Below are 21,672 nucleotides of genomic sequence, written 5' to 3'. Positions count from 1 at the left end.
TCTTTTCCCCGTTTGCTTTTTCTCATGAATCCCAAGACCCGCACACGCGTCCTCACCGGCATCACCACCACAGGCACACCGCATCTGGGCAACTACGTGGGCGCCATCCGCCCCACGGTACAAGCCAGCCGCGACACCAGCACCGATGGTTTTTACTTTTTGGCCGACTACCACGCGCTCATCAAGTGCGACGAGCCCGCCCGCATCCAGCGCTCCACCCTCGAGATCGCCGCCAGCTGGATCGCCTCGGGCCTGGACCCGGACAAAGTCACTTTCTACCGCCAGTCGGACATTCCTGAAATCCCCGAACTCACCTGGCTGCTCACCTGCGTGACCGGTAAGGGCGTGCTCAACCGTGCCCATGCCTACAAAGCGGCTGTGGACAAAAACAACGCTGCCGGCCACGACCCGGACAGCGATGTGACGGCAGGTCTGTTCATGTACCCCGTGCTCATGGGCGCCGACATTTTGATGTTCAAGGCGCACAAAGTGCCTGTGGGCCGCGACCAAATTCAGCACATCGAGATGGCGCGCGACATGGCGTCGAGCTTCAACCATTTGTATGGCGAGCACTTTGTCTTGCCGGAAGCCGTGGTGGAAGAATCGGTCGCGCTTTTGCCTGGTCTGGACGGCCGCAAGATGAGCAAAAGCTACGACAACACCATCCCGCTGTTCGCGCCGGCCGCGCAAATGCGCAAGCAAATCGCGGCCATCGTGACCGACTCCAAAGCGCCGGGCGAGCCCAAAGCGACCGAAGGCTCGACCCTGTTCCAGATTTATCAGGCCTTTGCCAGCGCCGAAGAGACCGCAGCCATGGCCCGTGCCTATGCCGAGGGCATCGGCTGGGGCGACGCCAAACAAATGCTGTTTGAACGCATCGACCGCGAGATCGCCCCCATGCGCGAACACTACCAAGCCCTGATCGACAACCCCGCGCAGATGGACAAGATTTTGCTGGCCGGGGCAGACAAAGCCCGCCAGCTGGCCACGCCCTTCATCCGAGAAGTGCGCCACGCCGTGGGCTTGCGTGCCTTGTCATCCGGCAACACGATACCCCTGGCCAAGGAGGCCAAACCCGCGCTACCCAGCTTCAAGCAATACCGCGAAAAAGACGGCCAGTTCTACTTCAAGCTGGTCGATGCGCAAGGTCAATTGCTTTTGCAAAGCCGCGGGTTCGCGTCACCCAAGGAAGTCGGGCAGACCATCGCGCGCCTGCAAGCCGAGGGCCTTGCCGCGCTCACAGAACTTAGTCCTCTGCTGGAGGCCTTGACACCAGAAAAAGCGGACACCGCAGCCTTGGCTTTGTCAGAAATTGTGCATTCACAAAAAACAATTAAATAACTTTTTCAAATTTGCCAATTTATATTGCGTAAACTCATAAATCGGTGTATCCTTAAACTTTAAGCCTACTGCAAAGATCTAAAACATGACTGTATATGTCATCGACGACCACCCCCTGATGCGCGACGCACTCACCATGCTGGTCCACCGTGTCAAGCCAGGACTCAAGATCATCCCGATTCACAAGTTGAACGTGGTCGAGTCGACGGTTGAAAAGAACGGCGTGCCCGAGCTTTTCTGCCTGGACCTGCAGTTGCCAGACACCCTTGGCATGTCAGGTGTTCAGGTGCTCAAAGCCAAATTTCCAAACGTACCTTTGGCGGTGGTGACCAGTGCCAGCGCCAGCGAGTTTGAATCACGCTGCCTTGAAGCCGGTGCCAACGCCTTCATCGAAAAATCCAACAGCCCAGCGCAAATCATTGCGGCACTGCGCAGCTTGCTGATCACCGAAGAAGAAGAGGCTGAAGAAGACGCAGCACCTGCCGGTCCAACCAAACTGTCCAAGCGCCAAAAGCAACTGATTCTGATGCTGGACCAAGGCCTGTCCAACCGCGAAATCGCCGAAAAGCTCGACATCAGCGAACACACCGTCAAAGTGCACTTCTGGCGCCTGTTCCGCCGTCTGGGCGTGAACAGCCGGACACAAGCCCTGCACTTTGCCCGAACCAACGGTTGGCTGGGTATTTGAAAAACAGCAGGCGCTTCAAGCGCCTGTTTTGTGATGCGCAACCGGCACTGATGTGCCGGTTTTGCATGGCGGCTGCGACAGGCTTTCTATGTTCGGCCCCGCGGTGGCCTAAGCACGGCGCGATCAGTCTTTCTTCTTGTTCACAATGTCAGGTGTTACCGCATCCAGCACATTGACCGTGGTCTTGACCCCGTAAACCACTGCCGAGCCTGCTGCATCGGCAATGGCCAAAACAGTGCAACCCGACAGGCCAGGGGCCAGCACAAAAAGAGACAAAAACACAAAATACTTCATGGCAACAGGCCCGAGTGGTGACGTTCAAGATCTGCGCGAAGCGCGTACAGACCATAAAAAACCCCGCAATGGTGACCCATTGCGGGGTTTTTAACTGGCGGAGGAGGAGGGATTCGAACCCTCGGTAGTGTTGCCACTACGCCTGATTTCGAGTCAGGTACATTCGACCACTCTGCCACCCCTCCTGAGATTCGTCGAAGCCGTGATTCTAGCAGAGCCGCTCAGGGCTTTTTCGGCACCATGACCGCTGCATTGCGTGGCGCCATCGTCAAAGACACACTGCTGCCCAGCATGCCGCCATCGACCATCTCGAACGTGGCCGTGCGCTCTTGTCGTGTCATGACCATGAAACTGTTTTTGCCGCGCACAGCCGACACCACGGTCCAGCCCTGCGACGGATAGGTCTCGAGGAAGAACCTGTAGGCCGCATCCAAGTCACGCCCCACGTCCAGCACCACCCGACCCACCCAGTTGTCACCCGCGCCAATGATCAAGGACTGATCGGCCCGAATGCCCGCGCCGGGCGGCAGAGGCAACTGCCCTAGCAATTGCACCGGGTTTTGTACCTTGCCGTCTGGCCCCACACCCACTGAAGGCGTGCTGCTGGTGTTGGCACAAGCCGCCAAGCCACCGGCCAAACCTACAGTCACCAGAAGCGCCCACAAAACACGATGGATGCCGTTCATCAATGCACTCTTGGTGGTATCCAACACATCAAACGCTGAGCATAGCCACACCGCCCATATAAGGGCGCAGCACCTCGGGCACCGTGACGGAGCCGTCGGCATTCTGGTAATTCTCCAAAACCGCCACCAGGGCACGGCCCACGGCCAGGCCAGAGCCGTTCAAGGTGTGCACCAGCTCATTCTTGCCTTGTGCGTTCTTGAAACGTGCCTGCAGGCGACGAGCCTGGAAGGCCTCGCAATTGGAGACCGAGCTGATCTCGCGGTAAGTGTTTTGCGCAGGCACCCAGACTTCCAGATCATAGGTCTTGCTCGCGCCAAAGCCCATGTCGCCGGTGCACAGGCTCATCACCCGGTAGGGCAGGCCCAACTTTTGCAAAATGGCTTCGGCGTGGGCGGTCATGGCTTCCAGAGCCTCGTAGCTCTTGTCCGGGTGCACGATCTGCACCATCTCGACCTTGTCAAACTGGTGCTGGCGAATCAGGCCGCGCACGTCGCGGCCTCCGCTGCCCGCCTCCGACCTGAAGCAAGGCGTGTGCGCCGCCAGCTTGATGGGCAAATCGCTCTCGGCCAGCACCTCGTCACGCACCACATTGGTCAGCGTCACCTCGGACGTGGGGATCAGATACAGCGCCTGGCTCTCCTCACCCTCCTGGCCACCCTTGTTGGCGGCAAACAAATCGGCCTCGAACTTGGGCAGCTGGCCCGTGCCGCGCAGCGTGTCAGCGTTCACGATGTAGGGCGTGTAGCACTCGGTGTAGCCGTGCTCTTGAGTCTGCACATCCAGCATGAACTGCGCCAGCGCCCGGTGCAAACGGGCCACCGGGCCGCGCATGAAAGTAAAGCGCGAGCCGGTCAGCTTGGTGCCGGTCTCAAAATCCAGACCCAGCGGACCGCCGATGTCCACATGGTCCTTGAGTTCGAAATCGAAACGGCGCACGGTGCCCCAGCGGCGCACCTCCACGTTGCCTTCTTCGCCCTCGCCCACCGGCACGCTCTCGTGCGGCAAGTTGGGCACGGCCAGCAGCAGGGTTTGCAATTCGGCCTGGATCACCTCCAGCCGCTGGGCCGAGGCGTCCAGCTCGTCCTTGATCGCGCCCACCTGCGCCATGACCGCATCGGCCTCGGCATGCTGGCCCTTGCCCTTGAGCATGCCAATCTGTTTGGACAGGCTGTTGCGCTGGCTTTGCAGCTCTTCGGTGCGGGTCTGCAGCGTTTTGCGCTCGCCCTCCAAAGCGCGAAACGCCTCGACATTCAGAAAAGGCTGGGGATTTTTACGGGTCTGCAGACGCGCCACAGCAGCGTCCAGGTCTTTGCGGAGAAGAACAATATCAAGCATGACGTCATTGTAGTGATGCCAAGAGCGTCGCTAGGACGCGCTGGATATCAATCGAGCTTGAGGCCTTTGGGCAGAGGAAACTTGATGGTTTCCTGTATGCCGTCCAGGGTGCGCACCGACACCGCTCCCAGCGTCCGCAGGCGCGCAATCACCTCTTGCACTAGCACGTCCGGAGCCGATGCGCCCGCCGTCAAGCCCACTTTTTGGGTCCCTTCAAACCAGGCTTCCTGCAAATCGGCCGCGCTGTCCACCATGTAAGCGGGCGTGCCCAAGCGGTCGGCCAGCTCGCGCAAGCGGTTGCTGTTGGAGCTGGTGGGGCTGCCCACTACGATCACCATATCCACCAGTGGGCTCATCAGCTTGACGGCGTCCTGGCGGTTCTGGGTGGCGTAGCAAATGTCCTGCTGCTTGGGCTCGCGCACCTGCGGAAAGCGGGCTTTGACAGCCGCCACGATCTCGGCGGCATCGTCCACGCTCAGCGTGGTTTGTGTGACCACCGCTAGCAACTTGGTCTGGGCGGGTTGCACCTTGGCCACGTCTTCCACGTCTTCCACCAGGTGGATACCGCTGTCGAGCTGGCCCATGGTGCCTTCTACCTCAGGGTGACCCTTGTGACCGATCATGATGAACTCGTAGCCTTCTTTGTGCAGCTTGGCCAGCTCCACATGCACCTTGGTCACCAGCGGACAGGTGGCGTCAAAAATACGGAACCCGCGTCGCTCGGCTTCCTCCTGGACCACACGGCTCACGCCATGCGCACTGAAAATCAACGTGGCCCCAGGTGGCACATCGGCCAGCTCTTCGATGAAGATCGCGCCTTTTTCCTTGAGGTCGTTGACCACATAGGTGTTGTGCACGATCTCGTGGCGCACATAAATCGGGCGGCCAAACTTGGTGAGCGCGTGCTCCACGATGTCGATCGCCCGGTCCACCCCGGCGCAAAAACCACGGGGTTCTGCCAACAGCACTTCAGACGTCATCACAGCACCCCAATCAGTTCGACTTCAAAGGTCACAGGCTGACCGGCCAGCGGGTGGTTGAAGTCAAACAACACCGCGCCCTCCTCGTTCACTTGCAGCACCGTGCCAGCATACGAGCCCAAACCATCGGGCGTCGGAAACTGCACCACATCGCCTGCAGCGTATTTTTCGGTCGGATCGCCCAGTTCGTTGAGCAGCTTGCGTGCTACCCACTGCTGCATGTCGGCAATGCGCTCGCCAAAGGCCTCGCCCGCCGGTATTTCCATCACCACCCGCGTGCCCTCGGCCAGGCCCAGCAAGCGCTGCTCCACAGCAGGCGACAAGGTGCCCGAACCCAGCGACAAGGTGGCGGGCTTTTCGTTGAAAGTGTTGATGATGTCCCCCTGCGGCCCGGCCAGGCGGTAGTGAAGCGTCAAGAAAGAACCAGGTTCGACAATGGACATAAGGGTTTTCGTGGTTGCCGCCCAAGCGGGCAAACGGGCATAAAGAAAGCACTATTGTAAAAAGCCCGGCCAAGCTGCCCTGTCGCAGGGGATAAGACGGACCGAAGGCCGCTCCGGGGAGGGGCAAACCATGAGCATCAAGGACTTGCCGCTTGACGCGCGTCCGCGCGAAAAACTGCTGGCGCGTGGCCCGCAGGCCCTGAGCGATGTGGAGCTGCTGGCCATTCTGTTGCGCACGGGCATGGCGGGCAAAAACGTGTTCCAGCTGTCCGAAGAGCTGCTGGGGCCGGACGGCATCGCGGGCCTGCTCAACGCCACCGTAGAATCGCTCAAAATGGTCAAAGGCCTGGGCCCCGCCAAACAAGCCGAGCTGCTGGCCGTCTTTGAGATGGCCCGCCGGGCGCTCAGCCAGCGCCTGAAAGAGCGCGAATGCTTTCACACGCCGGGCGCGGTCAAGCAATACCTGCAGCTGCAGCTGGCCCACAAAACCCACGAGGTCTTCGCCGTGCTGTTTCTGGACAACCAAAACCGCATGCTGGCCATGGAAGAGCTTTTTCGGGGCACGCTCAGCCAGACCTCGGTTTACCCTCGTGAAGTGGTCATGCGTGCCATGCACCACCAGGCCGCTGCCGTGGTGTTGAGCCACAACCACCCCAGCGGCTCGGTGCAGCCCAGCCGTGCCGACGAGCACCTGACCCAGACCCTCAAGGCTTCTTTGGCGCTGGTGGACGTGCGCGTGCTGGACCACATCATCGTGGGCCAAGGCCAATCGCTTTCGATGGCGGAGCAGGGCTTGATGTGAGCGACCGCTAAACTCGGTGTTTTTGATTTTTGAAGCCCGTCATGTCTCACTACCACCTCTACGCCATCGGCAACGCCTTGGTCGACACCGAATACGAAGTTTCCGATGCACTGCTCAAGGCAATGGGGGTGAGCAAGCGGCACATGACCCTGATCGACACCCCCCAACGCGCCGAACTGCTCACCCATGTGCAGGGCCTGCACGCCCGCCGGACTGGTGGCGGCTCAGCCGGCAACACCGTGGTGGCGCTGGCGCAATTGGGCGGCAAAGCCTTTTATTCATGCCGCGTGGCCGACGACGAGCTGGGCGCGTACTACACACAAGACCTTCAGGCTAATGGCGTGGCGACCAACCTTACCCACACCCGCCCCACCGAAGGCCAGACCGGCAGCTGCATGGTTCTGGTCACCCCTGACGCTGAGCGCAGCATGTGCACCTTCTTGGGTGCCACCTCACAATTGGACGCCAGCGCCTTGCACCCGCAAGACATCGCCAAGTCCAAAATTTATTACATGGAAGGCTATTTGGCCGCATCGCCCACCGGCCTAGAAGCCGCTGTCAAAGGCCGCCAGATCGCCATCGATCATCAAGTACAAACCGCGCTCACGCTCAGCGATGTGAGCATGATCAATTTCTGCAAAGCAGGCTTGGAGGCCATGATCGGCAACGGTCTGGACTATTTGTTTGCCAACGAAGAAGAAGCGCAAACCTGGTGCGGCACGACCGACCTGGACGCCATCATCGCCCAGCTGTCGGCTTTGGCCAGCACGGTCTGCCTGACACGCGGCCCCAAGGGCTGCATCGTGGTGCAAGGCGCCCAGCGCATCGACGCGCCCGCTGTGCCCACCCAAGCCGTGGACACCAACGGTGCGGGCGACATGTTTGCCGGGGCCTTTTTGTATGGCATCACCCACGGCCAAAGCCCTGCGCAAGCCGCAGCGCTGGCCAACCGCGCCGCCGCTGCGGTGGTCAGCCAGCACGGCAACCGTTTGACCGCCGCCCAACTGCAAGGCATTGCCGCCCAAGCCACAGCGGCTTAAATCTGGATCAGACCATCCACCACCTGGATGGTCTTGTCGCAGCGCCTGCCCAGCTCGGGGTTGTGCGTGACAAGCAGCACCGTGGTGCCCTGCTCTTGGTTGATGCGGCGCAGCAGCGCAAACACGGCATCTGCACTTTTGGTGTCCAGATTGCCAGTGGGCTCATCGGCCAAGAGCAAGGCCGGGTTCATGGCCAAGGCCCGGGCCAAAGACACACGCTGCTGCTGCCCGCCGCTCATGTTGTTGGCCATGTTGTTCTTCCAAGGCGTCAGGCCCACACTCTCCAACAAGGCTTCGGCCCGCTCGCGCATCTCGGGGTTTGGAAAACCCGCCGCGCCCAGCAGGGGCATCATCACGTTCTCGAGTGCTGTAAAGGCCGAGATCAGGTGGTGGTACTGGAACACAAAACCAATGTGGTGCCCGCGCAAGCGCGTCAGGGCTTGGTCGGTCAACAGCGTGGTTTCTTCGCCCGCCATTTGCAGCAAGCCAGCGGTCGGCCTGTCCAGCAAACCGATGATGTTGAGCAAAGTGCTCTTGCCCGATCCCGACGGCCCCATCACCGCACAAAAGTCGCCCCGGTGGAGCGTCAGGTCGATGCCGTGCAACACCTCGGTCTCAATGCCCGTGCCCACATTGAAGGCCTTGCGCACGCCTTGCAAGCGCACCACCACATCTTCGCTAGCCATGGATGGCCTCCACCGGGTCCAGACGTGCCGCCCGCAAAGCCGGCGCATAAGCTGCGGCCAAGCCCGTCAGAGTGGCCAGCCCCAGCGCCAGCGCAAACAAGGTCGGGTCGAGAACCAGCGCAAACAGCGGCGTGCCATCGGCATTCAAGGCCAAGTGCTGCCACAGCACCAACCCCAAAGCACCCACCAGACAGCCCAGCACCGCTCCGCCCAAGCCCAGCAAGCCGCCTTGCAGCAAAAACACGCGCAGCACCTGCCCGCGTGAAATGCCCATGGCCCGCAAGATCCCGATCTCGCGGGACTTTTGCACCACCGACACCACCAGAACGCTGGCAATGCCAAAGGCCACCGACAGGCCCACAAAAAACCGGATGGCCGTGTTGGCGGTGCTTTGCGCACTCACGGCCGCAAAAAACTGTGCACCGGTCTTGATCCAGCTGTCGGCCTGCACCCCGGTGGCCGCCTGAATGCGCTGGGCGATGACTTCGGCCGCGTACACATCGCGCACCGTGACTTCGATGCTGGTCACCCCACCCAGCAAGCCCAGCAGGCTTTGGGCGGTGCGCAGCGCCACAAAGGTGCTGCGCTGGTTGGCCCCTTTATTGCCCAGGTCAAACACGCCGCTGATGGTCAAGGTAGTGGCCAGTCCCGCCGCATTGGTCACGCGCAGTTTGTCGCCCACATCCACGCCCAAGTCGCTGGCCAGATCGGTGCCAATCAGCATGTCCTGCCCCGTCAGTCGCGGGGTGCCGCGCACAATTTTGTCGGGCAACTTGACGATCTGGAAATACCCCTCGGGCTCCACCCCTGTCAGGCCGATCACCCGGCTGGCACTGCCACGCACCGCCAGCGCAGAGCCACTGACCACGGACGAGACCACCTTCACATCGGGCATGTCGCGCACCGTGGTGATCAAGGATTGCCATTGGTCAATCGATTTGAGCCTTTGCAAAGGCGGCTGCACGATGGCGGCGTTCACTTCACTGGGCGTGGCCGTGTGCAAAGTGCGGGTTAACTCTTGGGGCGGCAAAAGCTGAATATGCGCCTGCGCCGACAAGACCCTTGCAATGAAGTTGCCCTGCAAGCCCGCCAGCAGCGCCGACATGAAAACGATCACACCCACCCCAATGGCCACGCCCACCAAAATAAACACCGTCTGCGTGCGGCCTTCACGCAAAAAACGGATCGCTACAATCCACTCAAACGGCACCCAGGGCTTGAACATGCTGCGGCCCGCTCAAGGTTGCGCACGCACGCGCTGGCCTTCGCGCAGGGCATTGGTCAACGTGTTGGGCATGGTGATCACGGCGTCGCCCTCACGCAAGCCTTCCAGCACCTCGACCCACGCGCCACCCCGCAGGCCCAGCCGCACCGGGCGGCGCGCCGCATGGCCAGCATCAAGCAGCCACACCCAAGGCGCAGGCCCGTTGATGTCGTTGACGTGCCCCACCTGCAGCGCCAGCGCTTGCGGCTTGCGCGCCACCACCAAGTCCACCGACACGGTCATGTCCTGCCGCAAGGTTTGAACAGGTTCAGTGACATCGAGCTTGACCTCCACCGCGCCGGTCTGGGCATTAACGCCGGGGTTGATGTAGGCCACCTGGGCCTTGAATTTTTGCTGCGGATAGGCATCGGCCGAAGCCAATGCCTGCTGCCCCAATGCGATCCAACGCAGATTCTTTTCATCAATCTGCACCACCAACTGCGTGGTGCCTTCGGGCGACAAAGTCATCAAAACCTTGCCTGCTTGCACCACATCGCCCACCTCCACGCTGCGTCCAATCAGCTGACCACTCACGGGCGCCTTGATCACCGCATAGCGGGCTTTGGCACTGACCACTTCGGCGTTGGCCTGCGCCTCGGCCACGGCGCCCACGGCCAGGCTGTGCTCAGCGCCGCCAGCCTGGGTAGATGCCACTTGTTTTTGCGCGGCCAACACTTGGGCTTCGGCCAGGGCCAAGGCCTTGTGCGACTCGTCCAGCGCTGCCTGACCGATGAAGCCCTGCTCGAACAAGGTCAGATTGCGCTGCCCGCTGGCACGCGCCGCATCCAGACCGGCCTGCGCCTGGCGCAGCATTTGCTGCACCACCGGCCCCTGCAAGTCGTTCAACTGCCGCAACCGGCCCTTGGCCTGCATCACGGCCTGCTCGGCCTGCCGTTTGGCAGACTGCAGCTCGGTGCTGGCCAACTCGATCAGCACATCACCCGCCTTGACCACCTGCCCTTCGGCCACAGGCACACGCGCCACGGTACCGGTGATTTGCGCACCAATGTCCACCCGGTGCGGCGTCTCTACCCGGCCACTGGCCACCACCGTTTGCAGCAAATCACGGCGTTGTACCGCCTCTGTCTGCACCTGTGGGCCCATCCACCAGCGCAGCAAAGCCCCACCCAGTATCAGGGCCAGCAAACCCCACAACAATTGGCCGCCATGTTGGCGAATCCAGGTCCAAACAGCATTCATGCGGCCCATTCTGAGGATCGCTAGGGTTTACGCCCATGATCCAGGTCAAGATCGGCCCATGTGCAGGCTGTGTGTCAGGCAACTGAGCAACAATGAGGCTTTTGTGCTTTCTCTACCCTTCTTATCTCCATGAAAAAAATCCTGCTTCTGGGCTCCGGTGAACTGGGCAAAGAATTCGTCATCAGCGCCAAGCGCCTGGGCTGCCACGTCATCGCCTGCGACAGCTATGCGGGCGCACCCGCCATGCAAGTGGCGGATGAATCTGAAGTCTTCAGCATGCTGGACGAAGCCCCGCTGCGTGCCGCCATTGCCAAACACAAGCCAGACCTGATCGTCCCCGAGATCGAAGCCATCCGCACCGAGGTGCTGCTCGACGTGGAGAAACAAGGCTTTGAAGTCATCCCCAGCGCCCGCGCCGCCAACCTGACCATGAACCGCGACCGCATCCGCGACGTGGCCGTGGGCCTGGGTGTGCGCACCGCGAAGTTCAGTTACGCCGACTCCGCCGCCGAACTGCTGGCCAAAGCCACCGAGATCGGTTTCCCCGTCGTCATCAAACCGGTCATGAGCTCATCTGGCAAAGGCCAGAGCGTGGCCAAGACGGCGGCCGATGTGCAAGACAGTTGGGACTACGCTTGCGCGGGCATGCGCGGCGACCGCCAAAAAGTCATCGTCGAAGAATTCATCCACTTTGAATTTGAAATCACCCTGCTCACGGTGCGCCAACGCAACGGGCAAACCCTGTTTTGCCCACCCATTGGCCACGTGCAAGAGCGCGGCGACTACCAGTACAGCTGGCAGCCCCAGGGCATGAAGCCCGAGCAAGTGAAAGCCGCGCAAGAAATGGCCGAAAAAGTCACCACTGACTTAGGCGGCGCAGGTCTGTTTGGTGTGGAGTTCTTCGTGACCAAAGACGAAGTGATCTTCAGCGAGCTGAGCCCCCGCCCACACGACACAGGCATGGTGACAATGATCAGCCAGAACTTGAGCGAATTCGACCTGCACGCCCGAGCCATCTTGGGTCTGCCGATTCCGAGCATTGAATGTGTGGAAGGCGCCAGCGCTGTGGTGCTGGCCGACAAGGACGGCACACAGCCCACATTCACAGGCGTGGCCGAAGCCCTGAGCGAGCCCGGCGTGGACGTGCGCATCTTCGGCAAACCCACCACTCGCCCCTACCGACGCATGGCCGTGGCGCTGGCCAAAGGTACCAATGCCCTGCAACGCGCAAGGGACGCAGCGGGCAAGATCAAGGTGGTGGTTTAAGCGCGCCTGCGATCACCCCTGCAGGATGCTTATCCCTGTAGGAGGCAGCCCCTGCGGCCGAATGTATAACAAGCCCCTCTTTGTGGGAGGCCGCCCCTGCGGCCGAATACGTGCAGCGTTGATTTGCCAGACATTCGCGAGCAGGGGCTAGCTCCCACAAAAAACAACGCCGTCTTCCTTGAAAAAATTGGGATCTGACCCCAATTAATCCTAATTAGGCGGACGCGCGCAGGGAGCTTTCAAACACATCGGCTTCGCGCAGCAACTTGCCCGCTTGGTCTTTGGCTGCCAACTGCGGCTTAAAGTCAATCGGCCAGTCAATGCCAACCGCCGGGTCGTTCCATAGCAAACTGCGCTCGTGCTCCGGGAACCAATAATCGGTCGTCTTGTATAAAAACTCCGCACTCTCGCTCAACACCACAAACCCATGCGCAAAGCCCGGCGGCACCCACAGCTGGCGGTGGTTGTCTGCGCTCAAATGCGCGCCACTCCATTGACCAAACGTGTCCGAGTTGCGACGCAAGTCCACCACCACGTCAAACACCTCGCCCTGCGTCACCCGCACCAGTTTGCCCTGCGGGTGCTGAATTTGGTAATGCAAACCCCGCAATACACCTTTGGCCGACTTGCTGTGGTTGTCCTGCACAAAGCGCACATCCAAGCCCGTGGCTTGAGCGAAATCGCGCGCGTTGAAGCTCTCATAAAAAAAGCCCCGCGCATCGCCAAAGACCTTGGGCTCCAAAATCAACACATCGGCAATAGCGGTAGGGGTGGCGGTGAATGGCATATTTATTTGATCAAGTTCATCAAGTACACCCCGTAGCCATTCTTGGCCAAAGGCGCTGCCAGTTTCTGCACGGCGGCGGCATCGATCCACTTTTGGGCGAAGGCAATCTCTTCGGGGCAGGCCACCATCAAGCCCTGACGCTTTTGCAGCGTGGCAATAAAGCCTGCCGCCTCCAGCAAACTGTCGTGCGTGCCGGTGTCCAGCCAGGCATAGCCCCGGCCCATGATCTCGACATTGAGCTGCCCCAGCGCCAAGTACCGCTTGTTCACATCGGTGATTTCCAATTCGCCGCGCGGTGAAGGCTTGATGTCAGCCGCAATGTCACACACTTGATTGTCGTAAAAATACAAGCCCGTCACCGCGTAGTTGCTCTTGGGTTGTTTGGGCTTTTCTTCAATGCTCAGCGCCTTAAACGCCCCATCAAACTCCACCACACCATAGCGCTCCGGGTCGTGCACATGGTAAGCAAACACGCTCGCGCCGCTGCGGTGGTCGTTCGCATTGGCCAACAACTTGACGAGGTCATGCCCGTAATAAATGTTGTCCCCCAGCACCAGCGCACTCGGGTTGTTGCCCACAAAGTCCTTGCCAATGATGAAAGCCTGCGCCAAACCATCGGGGCTGGGTTGCACCGCATATTGGATGTTCATGCCCCACTGGCTGCCGTCGCCCAACAGCTCGGCGAATCGGGGCGTGTCTTGCGGCGTGCTGATCAACAACACATCCCGAATACCCGCCAACATCAGCGTGGTCAGCGGGTAATACACCATGGGTTTGTCATACACCGGCATCAGCTGCTTGCTGACCGACTGTGTCACGGGGTACAGCCGGGAGCCGGAGCCACCAGCGAGGATGATGCCTTTGCGATTTGTCATATGTATCTAGCGCTTTGAATGGCCCCCAACACAAGGGGCGTGGAAGGCATTGTAAAAGCCATTCGCTGGCCACCGGGTGAGCGCGTCATCTGAGCATGCGTTTGGTAACTGCCCGTGTGCTGCGTCGCTCCGCCCAACACAATCACGCCCTCATAACAACCAACGGCCTCTGGGGTCGGCACGGGGTAGCGGTTTTCCAGCGGATCCAATGGCCCTGCTGCTGGTCACTTCATCGCCCACCTTGCCCCAGCGTGTCCAATCGGTGGTGACAGAAACACAGCTCTTTTTGTCGGGCTCCAAAGACCGCTCAACTCAACACATGATGATTTCCACCGGGGTTCACCTGGCCATGTGCATTACTTAACACTCATGACGGCGCTTTAGATGGCCAATACACCCGACCCACAAACAACCAAGGAGCCCTGAGGCTCCTTGGTTGAAAAATATCTCGCACTTGCTACGTTGTCACTCAGATTTGGCGTGCTCCATCCACACCCAATCCACCACACCTCCATCAGGTTGGTAGCCCGGCACCAAAACTTTGAGCAGGGCGCGAATCCGGGGGACATCGTTGATGTCCAAGACCAGGTTCAATTCATTCAGTTTCGGTTGCAGCTGCTCCCAAGGCAAAAAGTCTTCGTGCGCTTTCATGATGCGCGCGTGGTGGGTAGGCATCGGGTTGTCGCCAATCAACAACTCCTCGTACAGCTTTTCTCCGGGGCGCAAGCCCGTGATCCGTATCTCAATGTCACCTGCGGGGTTGGCCTCATCCTTCAGGCCCAAGCCCGACAACTCGACCATGCGCTTGGCCAAATCGATGATCTTCACCGGCTCACCCATGTCCAGCACAAACACATCTCCCCCAGTGGCCATGGCACCCGCCTGAATCACCAACTGTGCCGCCTCAGGAATGGTCATAAAGTAACGAGTGATCCGCTCGTCCGTCAAGGTGATCGGTCCACCCTCTTTGATCTGCTTGCGAAACAGCGGCACCACCGAGCCCGAAGAACCCAGCACATTGCCAAATCTCACCATGCTGAAACAGGTCTTGCCACTTCGCTCATGCATCACAGCAGCGTGGGACTGCAGCACCATCTCGGCCAGACGTTTGCTGGCCCCCATCACATTTGTCGGGCGCACGGCCTTGTCGGTACTCACCAACACGAAATCGCTGACCCCATGCAAAGCTGACTGCAGTGCCGTGATCAAAGTTCCCATCACATTGTTCTTGACGCCCTCAGCCGGGTTGTGCTCCACAAGGGGCACATGCTTGTAAGCGGCTGCGTGGTACACCGTGCTTGGCTTCCAGGTGCCCAATATTTCGCCCATGCGCACGGCATCACGCACACTGGCCAGCAATGGCACCAAAGTCACGCCATCCAACGAAGACTCTGCCACCCAATGCTCCAACTCCTGGTGGATCGAATACAGCGCAAACTCTGTCAACTCAACTAACAACAAGGTTGTCGGCCCCACGCGCAAAATCTGCCGGCACAACTCTGAGCCAATCGAGCCTCCCGCTCCTGTCACCATCACCACCTTGCCCGTGATGTTCTTGGCCAGCATCAAGGGGTTGGGAGGCACCGGGTCGCGGCCCAGCAAGTCTTCGATGTCCAACTCTTTTAGGTCAGACACCTGCACCTTGCCTTGCGCCAAATCCATCAAACCAGGCAAAGTGCGCACCTGCACATGGGCAGCGCGTATCTGCTCCAAAATCTCATTGCGCCTGGCACGTGACACCGACGGAATGGCCAAAAACACCTGCGTCACGCGCAACTTATTCACCACGCTCACGATCTCTGCAGGGTCAAAAATTTTCAAGCCATTGAGCACCTGCCCATGCAAACGGTCATCGTCGTCCAGCAAGCCCACCACCACCAGCTCGGGGCTGGTCTTTAGCGCCGCGGCCAATTGCCGCCCAGCAGAGCCTGCACCGTAAATCAACACTTGAGGCAATCGCTCGCGGTGCACGATGCCCAGATAAATACCCCCTAACCAATAACGCACAAACGCCCGCGACAGCGTGACGCCCAACAGCAGCAGCAATGGCTGCAAAACGCCCACAGAGCGTGGCACCCCTGGCACGCCCACCACAGCAAACGCCAAACAATAAAGCAAAGCGTAAAGCGCCACTGCCTTCAACACCGTCATCAAAGCAGGCAAGCCCGCATAACGGAAGATGGCCCGGTACAGACCAAACACAATGAACAGCGGCAATGCAAATGCCACGGCAACCACAAATGCCGTGAAGTGCGCGGGCGACCAAGCCGTCCACGACTCCAGACGCAAGTTGAAGGCCATCCACACCGTGATGGCGCAGACAAACGCGTCGGCCCCTAAAGCCAACGACCGCTTGAGCGGGCGTGGCAGCATCAACAGATAGTCAGTCAAAAAAGATAAGCTCATCTTAAAACCGGAAACACACTTGTGAAATGGCTCAGACAGTGGCCTGAACCATCACTTTACGAATCAATTCACACGTTTTATCGATCTCGGCTTGGGTCAAAGTCGGGTGCACCAAAAACATGATGGACGTCTCGCCTAACGCCCTGGCCACTGGCAAACGAAACTCTGGCCGCCAGCCCGTGCCTTCAAACGCTTTTTCCAAATACACCTCAGAGCAAGACCCTTGGTAACAAGGCACGCCCTCGGCCATGATCGCCTCAACAATCCTGTCACGAGTCCAACCCGAGGCCAAGCGCTCAGGCTGCACATAGGCATAGCACTTGTAATGCGCATGCTCGCAAGTCGCGCCCGCCGCTGCACAGCCACCCGGGCAACTGGCGCACTTGACCTGCGGGACGCGCAAAGCCGCAAACTCTGCACAAGCAGACCAAATGGCTTGCGCGTTGTGTTTACGAGCTGCAGCCCAATCGTTCATGCGCCGCAACTGAATGCGCCCAATCACGGCTTGCATCTCAAGCATGCGCCAATTGGTGCCAAAGCTCTCATGCAACCACCTGAAACCCGGTGGGTGCTGGCGCTCATACACCGCCTCGTAACTCTTGCCATGGTCCTTAAACGACCACATCGCCCGCCACAAAGCCTCGTCATTGGTAGTCACCATGCCGCCCTCGCCGCCCGTGGTCATGATCTTGTCCTGGCAAAAACTCCAGGCCCCCACATGGCCGATGCTGCCCACAGGCCGCCCTTTGTACCTCGCCCCATGCGCCTGGGCGCAATCCTCAATCACTTTAAGGCCACGCTCAGCCGCCAGCACCATGATCGGGTCCATGTCGCAGGGCCAGCCCGCCAAATGCACGCACACCACGGCCTTGGTCCGGGGGGACAACACCGCCGCAATCGTGCGGGCAGAAATATTGCCGCTGTCCGCCTCCACATCGGCAAACACAGGCACCGCACCTGCGTTTACTACACACGAAATCGACGCAATGAAGGTGCGCGGCGTGACGACCACCTCATCGCCCGGCCCCACGCCCAAAGCCTTCAGCGCCACATCGAGCGCGAGCGTGCCATTGGCCAGCGCTACGGCATGCGCCGTACCACACCAAGCGGCAAACTCTTTTTCAAACTCGCGGGTTTCGGTGCCCGTCCAATAGTTGACCTTGTTGGACATCACCACGCGGTGCACTGAGTCAGCCTCTTCGGGGGTGAAACTGGGCCAGGGGGAAAAGGGAGTGTTCAGCATTTCGTCTCTTCAGTTTTTGATCAAAGGTCGTGCCGGATTGCCCACCACTGTCACGCCCGGTGGCACGCTCTTGGTCACCACCGCCCCCATGCCCACCACCGCGCCGCGGCCAATGACCAAAGGTACCCCCGGCAGGCCCTGCTTGATCACCGCGCCCGTGCCAATGTAGGCATGGTCCTCAACGTGCACATTGCCGTTGCACATCACGCTAGGGGCAAAGGTCACAAAGTCACCCACCACACAATCGTGCGCCACATAGCTGTAAATGTTGGCGTGGAAATGCCTGCCAATGCGGATGTTACTGGTCAGCGTGACAAAGGGGCACAACACCGCGCCCTCGCCCAGCTGAACCTCATCGAGCTGCACCACATTGGCCGCCCGCGCCTCAAAAAACTGTACCCCATCGGCCACGCAACGCTGCACCAACTGCTCGCGCACACGGCTGTTGGCAATGGCCACATTCATGTGTCGGCTGCTGGCGGGCTCTCTCAGCCACTGTGCATAAGTCAGCACCCGCTGCCCGTTCACCACAGACGCTGGTGGATGGTCGTCCACAAAGACCAAATCAGCATCACCCGCCGCCAAAGCGACCTGTAACTGCTGGCGCACCAAAGGTAAAACCTCACGGCCATATCCGCTGGCCCCAAAAATGGCAAAGCACTTCATGACTTGTCCCCCTCAAACCTAGGCATCGTCGCCTCGCCCGCCGCACTGATGCCGTCGCGCACCAACACCTTGCGCACTGTCAGCCACAAAATGAGCACATCGAGCCACAAGCTGCGATGGTCCACATACCAAACGTCCAGTGCAAACTTATCGGCCCAACTGATGGCGTTGCGGCCATTGACCTGCGCCCAACCCGTGATGCCAGGGCGCACCTCGTGGCGGCGGGCCTGCTCGGGCGAATAGAGCGGCAGATATTCCATCAGCAAAGGGCGCGGCCCCACCAGACTCATCTCGCCGCACAACACATTCCACAGCTCGGGCAACTCGTCAAGGCTGCTGGCCCGCAACCAGCGACCAAAAGGCGTGAGGCGCTGGGCATCGTGCAGCAAAGCGCCGCTGGCATCCCGCTCGTCCGTCATGGTGCGGAACTTGACCATCTTGAACGGCTTGCCGTGCAAGCCGGGGCGAACCTGGGTAAACAACACCGGGCTGCCCAGCTTACGCCGCACCTGCCAGACCAACAAAGCCAGAGGCACGGCCAACATCAGCAAGCCCAAGGCAGAAGCCAACAAATCAAACAACCGCTTCATTTCTCTGCCTCACGCACCTTATGGCTCAAACGTTCGAACACTGCAGCAAACTTGGTGGCACCCACTTGCAACCCCAATGCCTCACGGTAAAAGCGACTGGCGTTCTCACCCATCGTGCACAGTTCATCGGCAGGCATTGCCGCAAGGGCATCTACGGCATCGGCCAGGGCTTGCGGGTTTTCTGACTCTGCGGTCAAACCGCAACGTGCCTGGCGAACCAAGTCAGCCGCATCGCCGTTGACCGCCATCAACAAGGGCTTGCCCACGGCCATGTACGCCTGCGTTTTGGATGGGATGGTGATTTCAAACAACGGATCTTTGCGCAAATGAACGAGCAGCACATCGGCCGCCGCCAACACCGTGCCCACTTCGGACATCGGCACCGGCGGCAAAAACACCACATTGCTCAGCTTCATCTCATTTGCACGGGCTTTCAAGCGGTTCACCTCCACGCCCCCGCCTATCAGCACGAAGCTGGCACGCGAGCTACGCGCTTGCAATATCGCAGCAGAATCGAGCACTGCATCCAACGCTTGGGCTTTGCCCATGTTGCCCGCAAACACCACCCTGAAGCGATCTACGGCCGGAAATGCCGCTGGCACCACCCCCACGGGCGACATCAGAGCCGACTCATCGGCCCAGTTGTAAATCACGTCAATCTTGCTCTCGGACACACCGCGCTCCATCAGCAAACGCTTGAACCCCGGCGACAAGACCACCAACTGATCCACCCGTTTATAGACCCAGTCGCACACGCGCCCCACCAAAGCCAATGCCCGAGGGTTGTTCAGCATGCCCGTGGCCCGCAAGGTGTCGGGCCACATGTCTTGAATGTCATACACCAGCGGAATGCCGCGCACCCAGCGGATCAAGCTGGCGGCAATGCCCACCGTCAGCGGGGGGTGATACGCGTACATCACATCCGCACGCTTGGCCATGAACAAGCCATACACCAAGGCTGAAGCCGCAAAGCTGGCGTAGTTCATTACCCGCTTGATGGCCGATTGATCGTGGTTGGGGTACAGCGGTAGCCGCGTGATCTGCACACCGTCAATGCATTCGCGCTGGATCAGCTTGATCTTGTAGCCTGCATACACCCGGCCCCCCGGATAGTTGGGGAAGCCCGTGACCACCTCCACATCAAACCCTTCGCTCACCAGCTCTCGGGCAAAGATTAAGCCTTTAAAAGTTGGCTCAGGATCGAACCATTGAGAAAAAATTAAGATTCTCACTTTGGCTTTTCCGACTTAAATACTCTCCATTTAATAAATTTATGCACCATCCCCATTTGCTCTAGAAAATATTTGGGGTTTCTAATGGAATTTACAAAAACCGCCTTAATAAAACTACCACCCAAAATCAACGCATAATTAAAGCTATGAAGCTTAGCTTTATAGCCACCAGGCAGCCTCTTCTTAATTACATCATTAATATTTAATTCTACTATTACATGAACTCTTGTTTCATCCCCATCATTTCGCACAGAGTGGACATAGGAAGTATCTAAGCACCACAAATCTCCAGGCGCCATCTTAATTTTTTCATTATTCACAACAAATTCCACACCTGGATTAGTTATAACAGGTACATGAAACCTAATTCTGTTATTCATGCTTGCGCCTGTCAAATCTCTATGTGGATGCAACGTTGCACCGGGCTCCAAATAATAGAAGACAAGTAATTCGGGTTCTGAGGTCGCCAGCTCAGACAAGATGGTCTCACAAAAGGCAAAATCTTTACTTAAATCAACCTGAAACCATTTCAAGTCAGAATATGTACCACCTGCAGAGTGAACGCTTCTCTTGCTACTTTCAAGATCTTTTGCAAGGGATGATATTTTATAAATTTCATCCTCAGAAAATATTTTTTCTTTATATAAAAATGCTCCTGGATTCATTTTTAGCCTTTCAGTATTTCTTCCAAACCACCCGATTCACGTAATCGGTGTAGCTGTGAACGATGCGCACCACCTTGGCACTCACATTGGGCATGCTGTAGTCGGCCACCAGGCGCAAGTCGCGCTTTTCACCCCGCGCTTGCGTGGCCACAATCGCCAGGCCTTGGCGCACGCGGTCCACTTCCAAGCCCACCATCATCACGGCTGCTTCTTCCATGCCTTCAGGCCGCTCGTGCGCCTCACGCAGGTTGAGTGCCGGAAAGTTCAAGATGGACGACTCTTCGTTGATCGTGCCGCTGTCCGACAACACTGCTTTGGCGTTCATCTGCAGGTTCACGTAATCATGAAACCCCAGCGGCTTCATCAGGCGCACCAGCGGGTGAAACTGAGCACCCGTTGCATCCACCCGTTTTTGCGTGCGGGGGTGGGTCGACACAATGACCGGCAAGCCATGGTCTTCGGCCACGCTGTTGAGCACTTGCACCAACTTGGTAAAGCTCTGCTCGGACTCGATGTTTTCTTCACGGTGAGCGCTCACCACAAAATACTTTTCAACTTCCAGCCCCAGCCGCTGCAAAGCATCCGAAGCCTTGATTTGTGGCAGGTAGTGGTGCAGCACTTCATACATTGGGCTGCCCGTTTTGATGACCTGGTCCGGTTGCAGGCCCTCACGCAGCAGGTAGTCGCGGGCAATCGTGCTGTAGGTCAGGTTGATGTCGGCCGTGTGGTCCACGATGCGGCGGTTCGTCTCTTCGGGCACACGCATGTCAAAACAGCGGTTACCGGCTTCCATGTGAAAAATCGGCACCTTGCGCCGCTTGGCCGGAATCACCGACAAACAACTGTTCGTGTCACCCAGCACCAACATCGCCTCGGGCTGCACCTGGGCCAAAACGCCGTCCACCCCGGTGATCAGGTTGCCAATGGTGTTGGCAGCGCCTGTGCTGCCCTCGGCGCTGTTCAAAAAGAAGTCCGGCTTGCGCACGCCCAGGTCGTCAAAAAACACCTGGTTCAGTTCGTAGTCGTAGTTTTGACCTGTGTGCACCAGCACATGGTCGCAGTGCTGGTCCAGTGCGGCCAATACACGCGAGAGGCGAATGATCTCAGGCCGTGTACCCACGACCGACATGATTTTGAGTTTTTTCATGGGTATGTCAAAAAATAAAAAAACCGCATCGGGCG

At 59.0% G+C, this 21,672-nt stretch carries 22 protein-coding genes and 1 tRNA gene; 5 read left to right on the top strand and 18 right to left on the bottom strand.

Translation table 11 applies throughout. The features are described 5' to 3' along the window. The first annotated feature begins 24 nt into the window (after positions 1 to 24). Together ACHEXL_RS02500 and ACHEXL_RS02495 are read left to right on the top strand one after the other, a co-directional pair. On the top strand, positions 25 to 1,341 hold the full coding sequence (locus ACHEXL_RS02500) for a tryptophan--tRNA ligase (RefSeq protein WP_416560480.1): 1,317 nt from the start codon (positions 25 to 27) through the stop codon (positions 1,339 to 1,341). An 85-nt stretch (positions 1,342 to 1,426) separates the two neighbouring features. Beyond that, positions 1,427 to 2,029, top strand: coding sequence for a LuxR C-terminal-related transcriptional regulator (locus tag ACHEXL_RS02495; protein WP_416560479.1), 603 nt, complete (start codon positions 1,427 to 1,429; stop codon positions 2,027 to 2,029). Between the two features lie 123 nt (positions 2,030 to 2,152). On the opposite strand, the gene ACHEXL_RS02490 is transcribed toward ACHEXL_RS02495, so the two are convergent. From ACHEXL_RS02490 to ACHEXL_RS02465, 6 genes are all read right to left on the bottom strand, one after another. Next, a complete protein-coding gene (locus ACHEXL_RS02490) occupies positions 2,153 to 2,323 on the bottom strand; it encodes a hypothetical protein (protein ID WP_416560478.1) in 171 nt (56 codons plus the stop codon). A gap of 95 nt (positions 2,324 to 2,418) precedes the next feature. After that, positions 2,419 to 2,508, bottom strand: a tRNA-Ser gene (locus ACHEXL_RS02485). Between the two features lie 36 nt (positions 2,509 to 2,544). Beyond that, positions 2,545 to 3,009, bottom strand: coding sequence for a hypothetical protein (locus tag ACHEXL_RS02480; RefSeq protein WP_416560477.1), 465 nt, complete (start codon positions 3,007 to 3,009; stop codon positions 2,545 to 2,547). Between the two features lie 28 nt (positions 3,010 to 3,037). Then, positions 3,038 to 4,345, bottom strand: coding sequence for a serine--tRNA ligase (serS, locus tag ACHEXL_RS02475; RefSeq protein WP_416560476.1), 1,308 nt, complete (start codon positions 4,343 to 4,345; stop codon positions 3,038 to 3,040). Between the two features lie 47 nt (positions 4,346 to 4,392). Beyond that, on the bottom strand, positions 4,393 to 5,325 hold the full coding sequence (gene ispH, locus ACHEXL_RS02470; protein ID WP_416560475.1) for a 4-hydroxy-3-methylbut-2-enyl diphosphate reductase: 933 nt from the start codon (positions 5,323 to 5,325) through the stop codon (positions 4,393 to 4,395). Further along, positions 5,325 to 5,768, bottom strand: a complete 444-nt coding sequence (locus ACHEXL_RS02465) for an FKBP-type peptidyl-prolyl cis-trans isomerase (RefSeq protein WP_291917824.1) — start codon at positions 5,766 to 5,768, stop codon at positions 5,325 to 5,327. The genes ispH and ACHEXL_RS02465 overlap by 1 nt, the downstream gene beginning before the upstream one ends. A gap of 130 nt (positions 5,769 to 5,898) precedes the next feature. Between ACHEXL_RS02465 and radC the strand changes: the two genes are divergently transcribed. Next, on the top strand, positions 5,899 to 6,570 hold the full coding sequence (gene radC / locus ACHEXL_RS02460) for a RadC family protein (protein ID WP_416560474.1): 672 nt from the start codon (positions 5,899 to 5,901) through the stop codon (positions 6,568 to 6,570). Positions 6,571 to 6,611: 41 nt separating this feature from the next. Further along, positions 6,612 to 7,610 carry an adenosine kinase gene (locus ACHEXL_RS02455; RefSeq protein WP_416560473.1) on the top strand — a complete coding sequence of 333 codons (999 nt, stop codon included), beginning with the start codon at positions 6,612 to 6,614 and terminating at the stop codon, positions 7,608 to 7,610. Here ACHEXL_RS02455 and ACHEXL_RS02450 read toward each other — a convergent pair. Genes ACHEXL_RS02450 through ACHEXL_RS02440 form a run of 3 tightly spaced genes read right to left on the bottom strand, consistent with a single transcriptional unit; the run spans position 7,607 to position 10,760 of the window. Next, the gene (locus tag ACHEXL_RS02450) at positions 7,607 to 8,296 is read right to left on the bottom strand and encodes an ABC transporter ATP-binding protein (RefSeq protein ID WP_416560472.1); all 690 of its coding nucleotides are present in this window, start codon (positions 8,294 to 8,296) and stop codon (positions 7,607 to 7,609) included. The genes ACHEXL_RS02455 and ACHEXL_RS02450 overlap by 4 nt on opposite strands. Beyond that, complete coding sequence (locus tag ACHEXL_RS02445) at positions 8,289 to 9,521, bottom strand: ABC transporter permease (RefSeq protein ID WP_416560471.1); 1,233 nt, start codon at positions 9,519 to 9,521, stop codon at positions 8,289 to 8,291. Before ACHEXL_RS02445 ends, ACHEXL_RS02450 begins: the two co-directional genes overlap by 8 nt. A 12-nt stretch (positions 9,522 to 9,533) precedes the next feature. Next, positions 9,534 to 10,760 carry an efflux RND transporter periplasmic adaptor subunit gene (locus tag ACHEXL_RS02440; protein WP_416560470.1) on the bottom strand — a complete coding sequence of 409 codons (1,227 nt, stop codon included), beginning with the start codon at positions 10,758 to 10,760 and terminating at the stop codon, positions 9,534 to 9,536. 129 nt (positions 10,761 to 10,889) lie between these two features. On the opposite strand from ACHEXL_RS02440, the gene purT reads away from it, so the two are divergent. Beyond that, entirely contained in the window at positions 10,890 to 12,026 is a 1,137-nt protein-coding gene (gene purT / locus ACHEXL_RS02435) for a formate-dependent phosphoribosylglycinamide formyltransferase (protein ID WP_416560469.1), read from the top strand. Positions 12,027 to 12,240: 214 nt separating this feature from the next. Here purT and rfbC read toward each other — a convergent pair whose 3' ends face one another. The 9 genes from rfbC to wecB form a co-directional block, all read right to left on the bottom strand. After that, positions 12,241 to 12,813, bottom strand: coding sequence for a dTDP-4-dehydrorhamnose 3,5-epimerase (gene rfbC, locus ACHEXL_RS02430; RefSeq protein ID WP_416560468.1), 573 nt, complete (start codon positions 12,811 to 12,813; stop codon positions 12,241 to 12,243). Between the two features lie 2 nt (positions 12,814 to 12,815). After that, complete coding sequence (gene rfbA / locus ACHEXL_RS02425; protein WP_416560467.1) at positions 12,816 to 13,688, bottom strand: glucose-1-phosphate thymidylyltransferase RfbA; 873 nt, start codon at positions 13,686 to 13,688, stop codon at positions 12,816 to 12,818. Positions 13,689 to 14,153: 465 nt separating this feature from the next. Beyond that, positions 14,154 to 16,094 (bottom strand): polysaccharide biosynthesis protein, encoded by a 1,941-nt coding sequence (locus ACHEXL_RS02420; RefSeq protein WP_416560466.1) that lies wholly within the window; start codon positions 16,092 to 16,094, stop codon positions 14,154 to 14,156. 31 nt (positions 16,095 to 16,125) lie between these two features. Then, the gene (locus ACHEXL_RS02415) at positions 16,126 to 17,337 is read right to left on the bottom strand and encodes a DegT/DnrJ/EryC1/StrS family aminotransferase (RefSeq protein ID WP_416560465.1); all 1,212 of its coding nucleotides are present in this window, start codon (positions 17,335 to 17,337) and stop codon (positions 16,126 to 16,128) included. A gap of 9 nt (positions 17,338 to 17,346) precedes the next feature. After that, on the bottom strand, positions 17,347 to 18,003 hold the full coding sequence (locus ACHEXL_RS02410; RefSeq protein WP_416560464.1) for an acetyltransferase: 657 nt from the start codon (positions 18,001 to 18,003) through the stop codon (positions 17,347 to 17,349). After that, positions 18,000 to 18,593, bottom strand: a complete 594-nt coding sequence (locus tag ACHEXL_RS02405; protein ID WP_416560463.1) for a sugar transferase — start codon at positions 18,591 to 18,593, stop codon at positions 18,000 to 18,002. Before ACHEXL_RS02405 ends, ACHEXL_RS02410 begins: the two co-directional genes overlap by 4 nt. Then, a complete protein-coding gene (locus ACHEXL_RS02400; RefSeq protein WP_416560462.1) occupies positions 18,590 to 19,750 on the bottom strand; it encodes a glycosyltransferase family 4 protein in 1,161 nt (386 codons plus the stop codon). The genes ACHEXL_RS02405 and ACHEXL_RS02400 overlap by 4 nt, the downstream gene beginning before the upstream one ends. Before the next feature lie 71 nt (positions 19,751 to 19,821). After that, a complete protein-coding gene (locus tag ACHEXL_RS02395) occupies positions 19,822 to 20,490 on the bottom strand; it encodes an aspartyl/asparaginyl beta-hydroxylase domain-containing protein (RefSeq protein WP_416560461.1) in 669 nt (222 codons plus the stop codon). Between the two features lie 10 nt (positions 20,491 to 20,500). Next, the gene (gene wecB / locus ACHEXL_RS02390) at positions 20,501 to 21,637 is read right to left on the bottom strand and encodes a non-hydrolyzing UDP-N-acetylglucosamine 2-epimerase (RefSeq protein ID WP_416560460.1); all 1,137 of its coding nucleotides are present in this window, start codon (positions 21,635 to 21,637) and stop codon (positions 20,501 to 20,503) included. Positions 21,638 to 21,672 lie beyond the last annotated feature (35 nt).

Source organism: Limnohabitans sp. YIMB22184, from assembly GCF_048020265.1.
Taxonomy (GTDB): Bacteria; Pseudomonadota; Gammaproteobacteria; order Burkholderiales; family Burkholderiaceae_C; genus Limnohabitans_A.
Note: the sequence above shows the minus strand (reverse complement) of the source record. Positions and strands in the feature narration are given on the sequence as shown.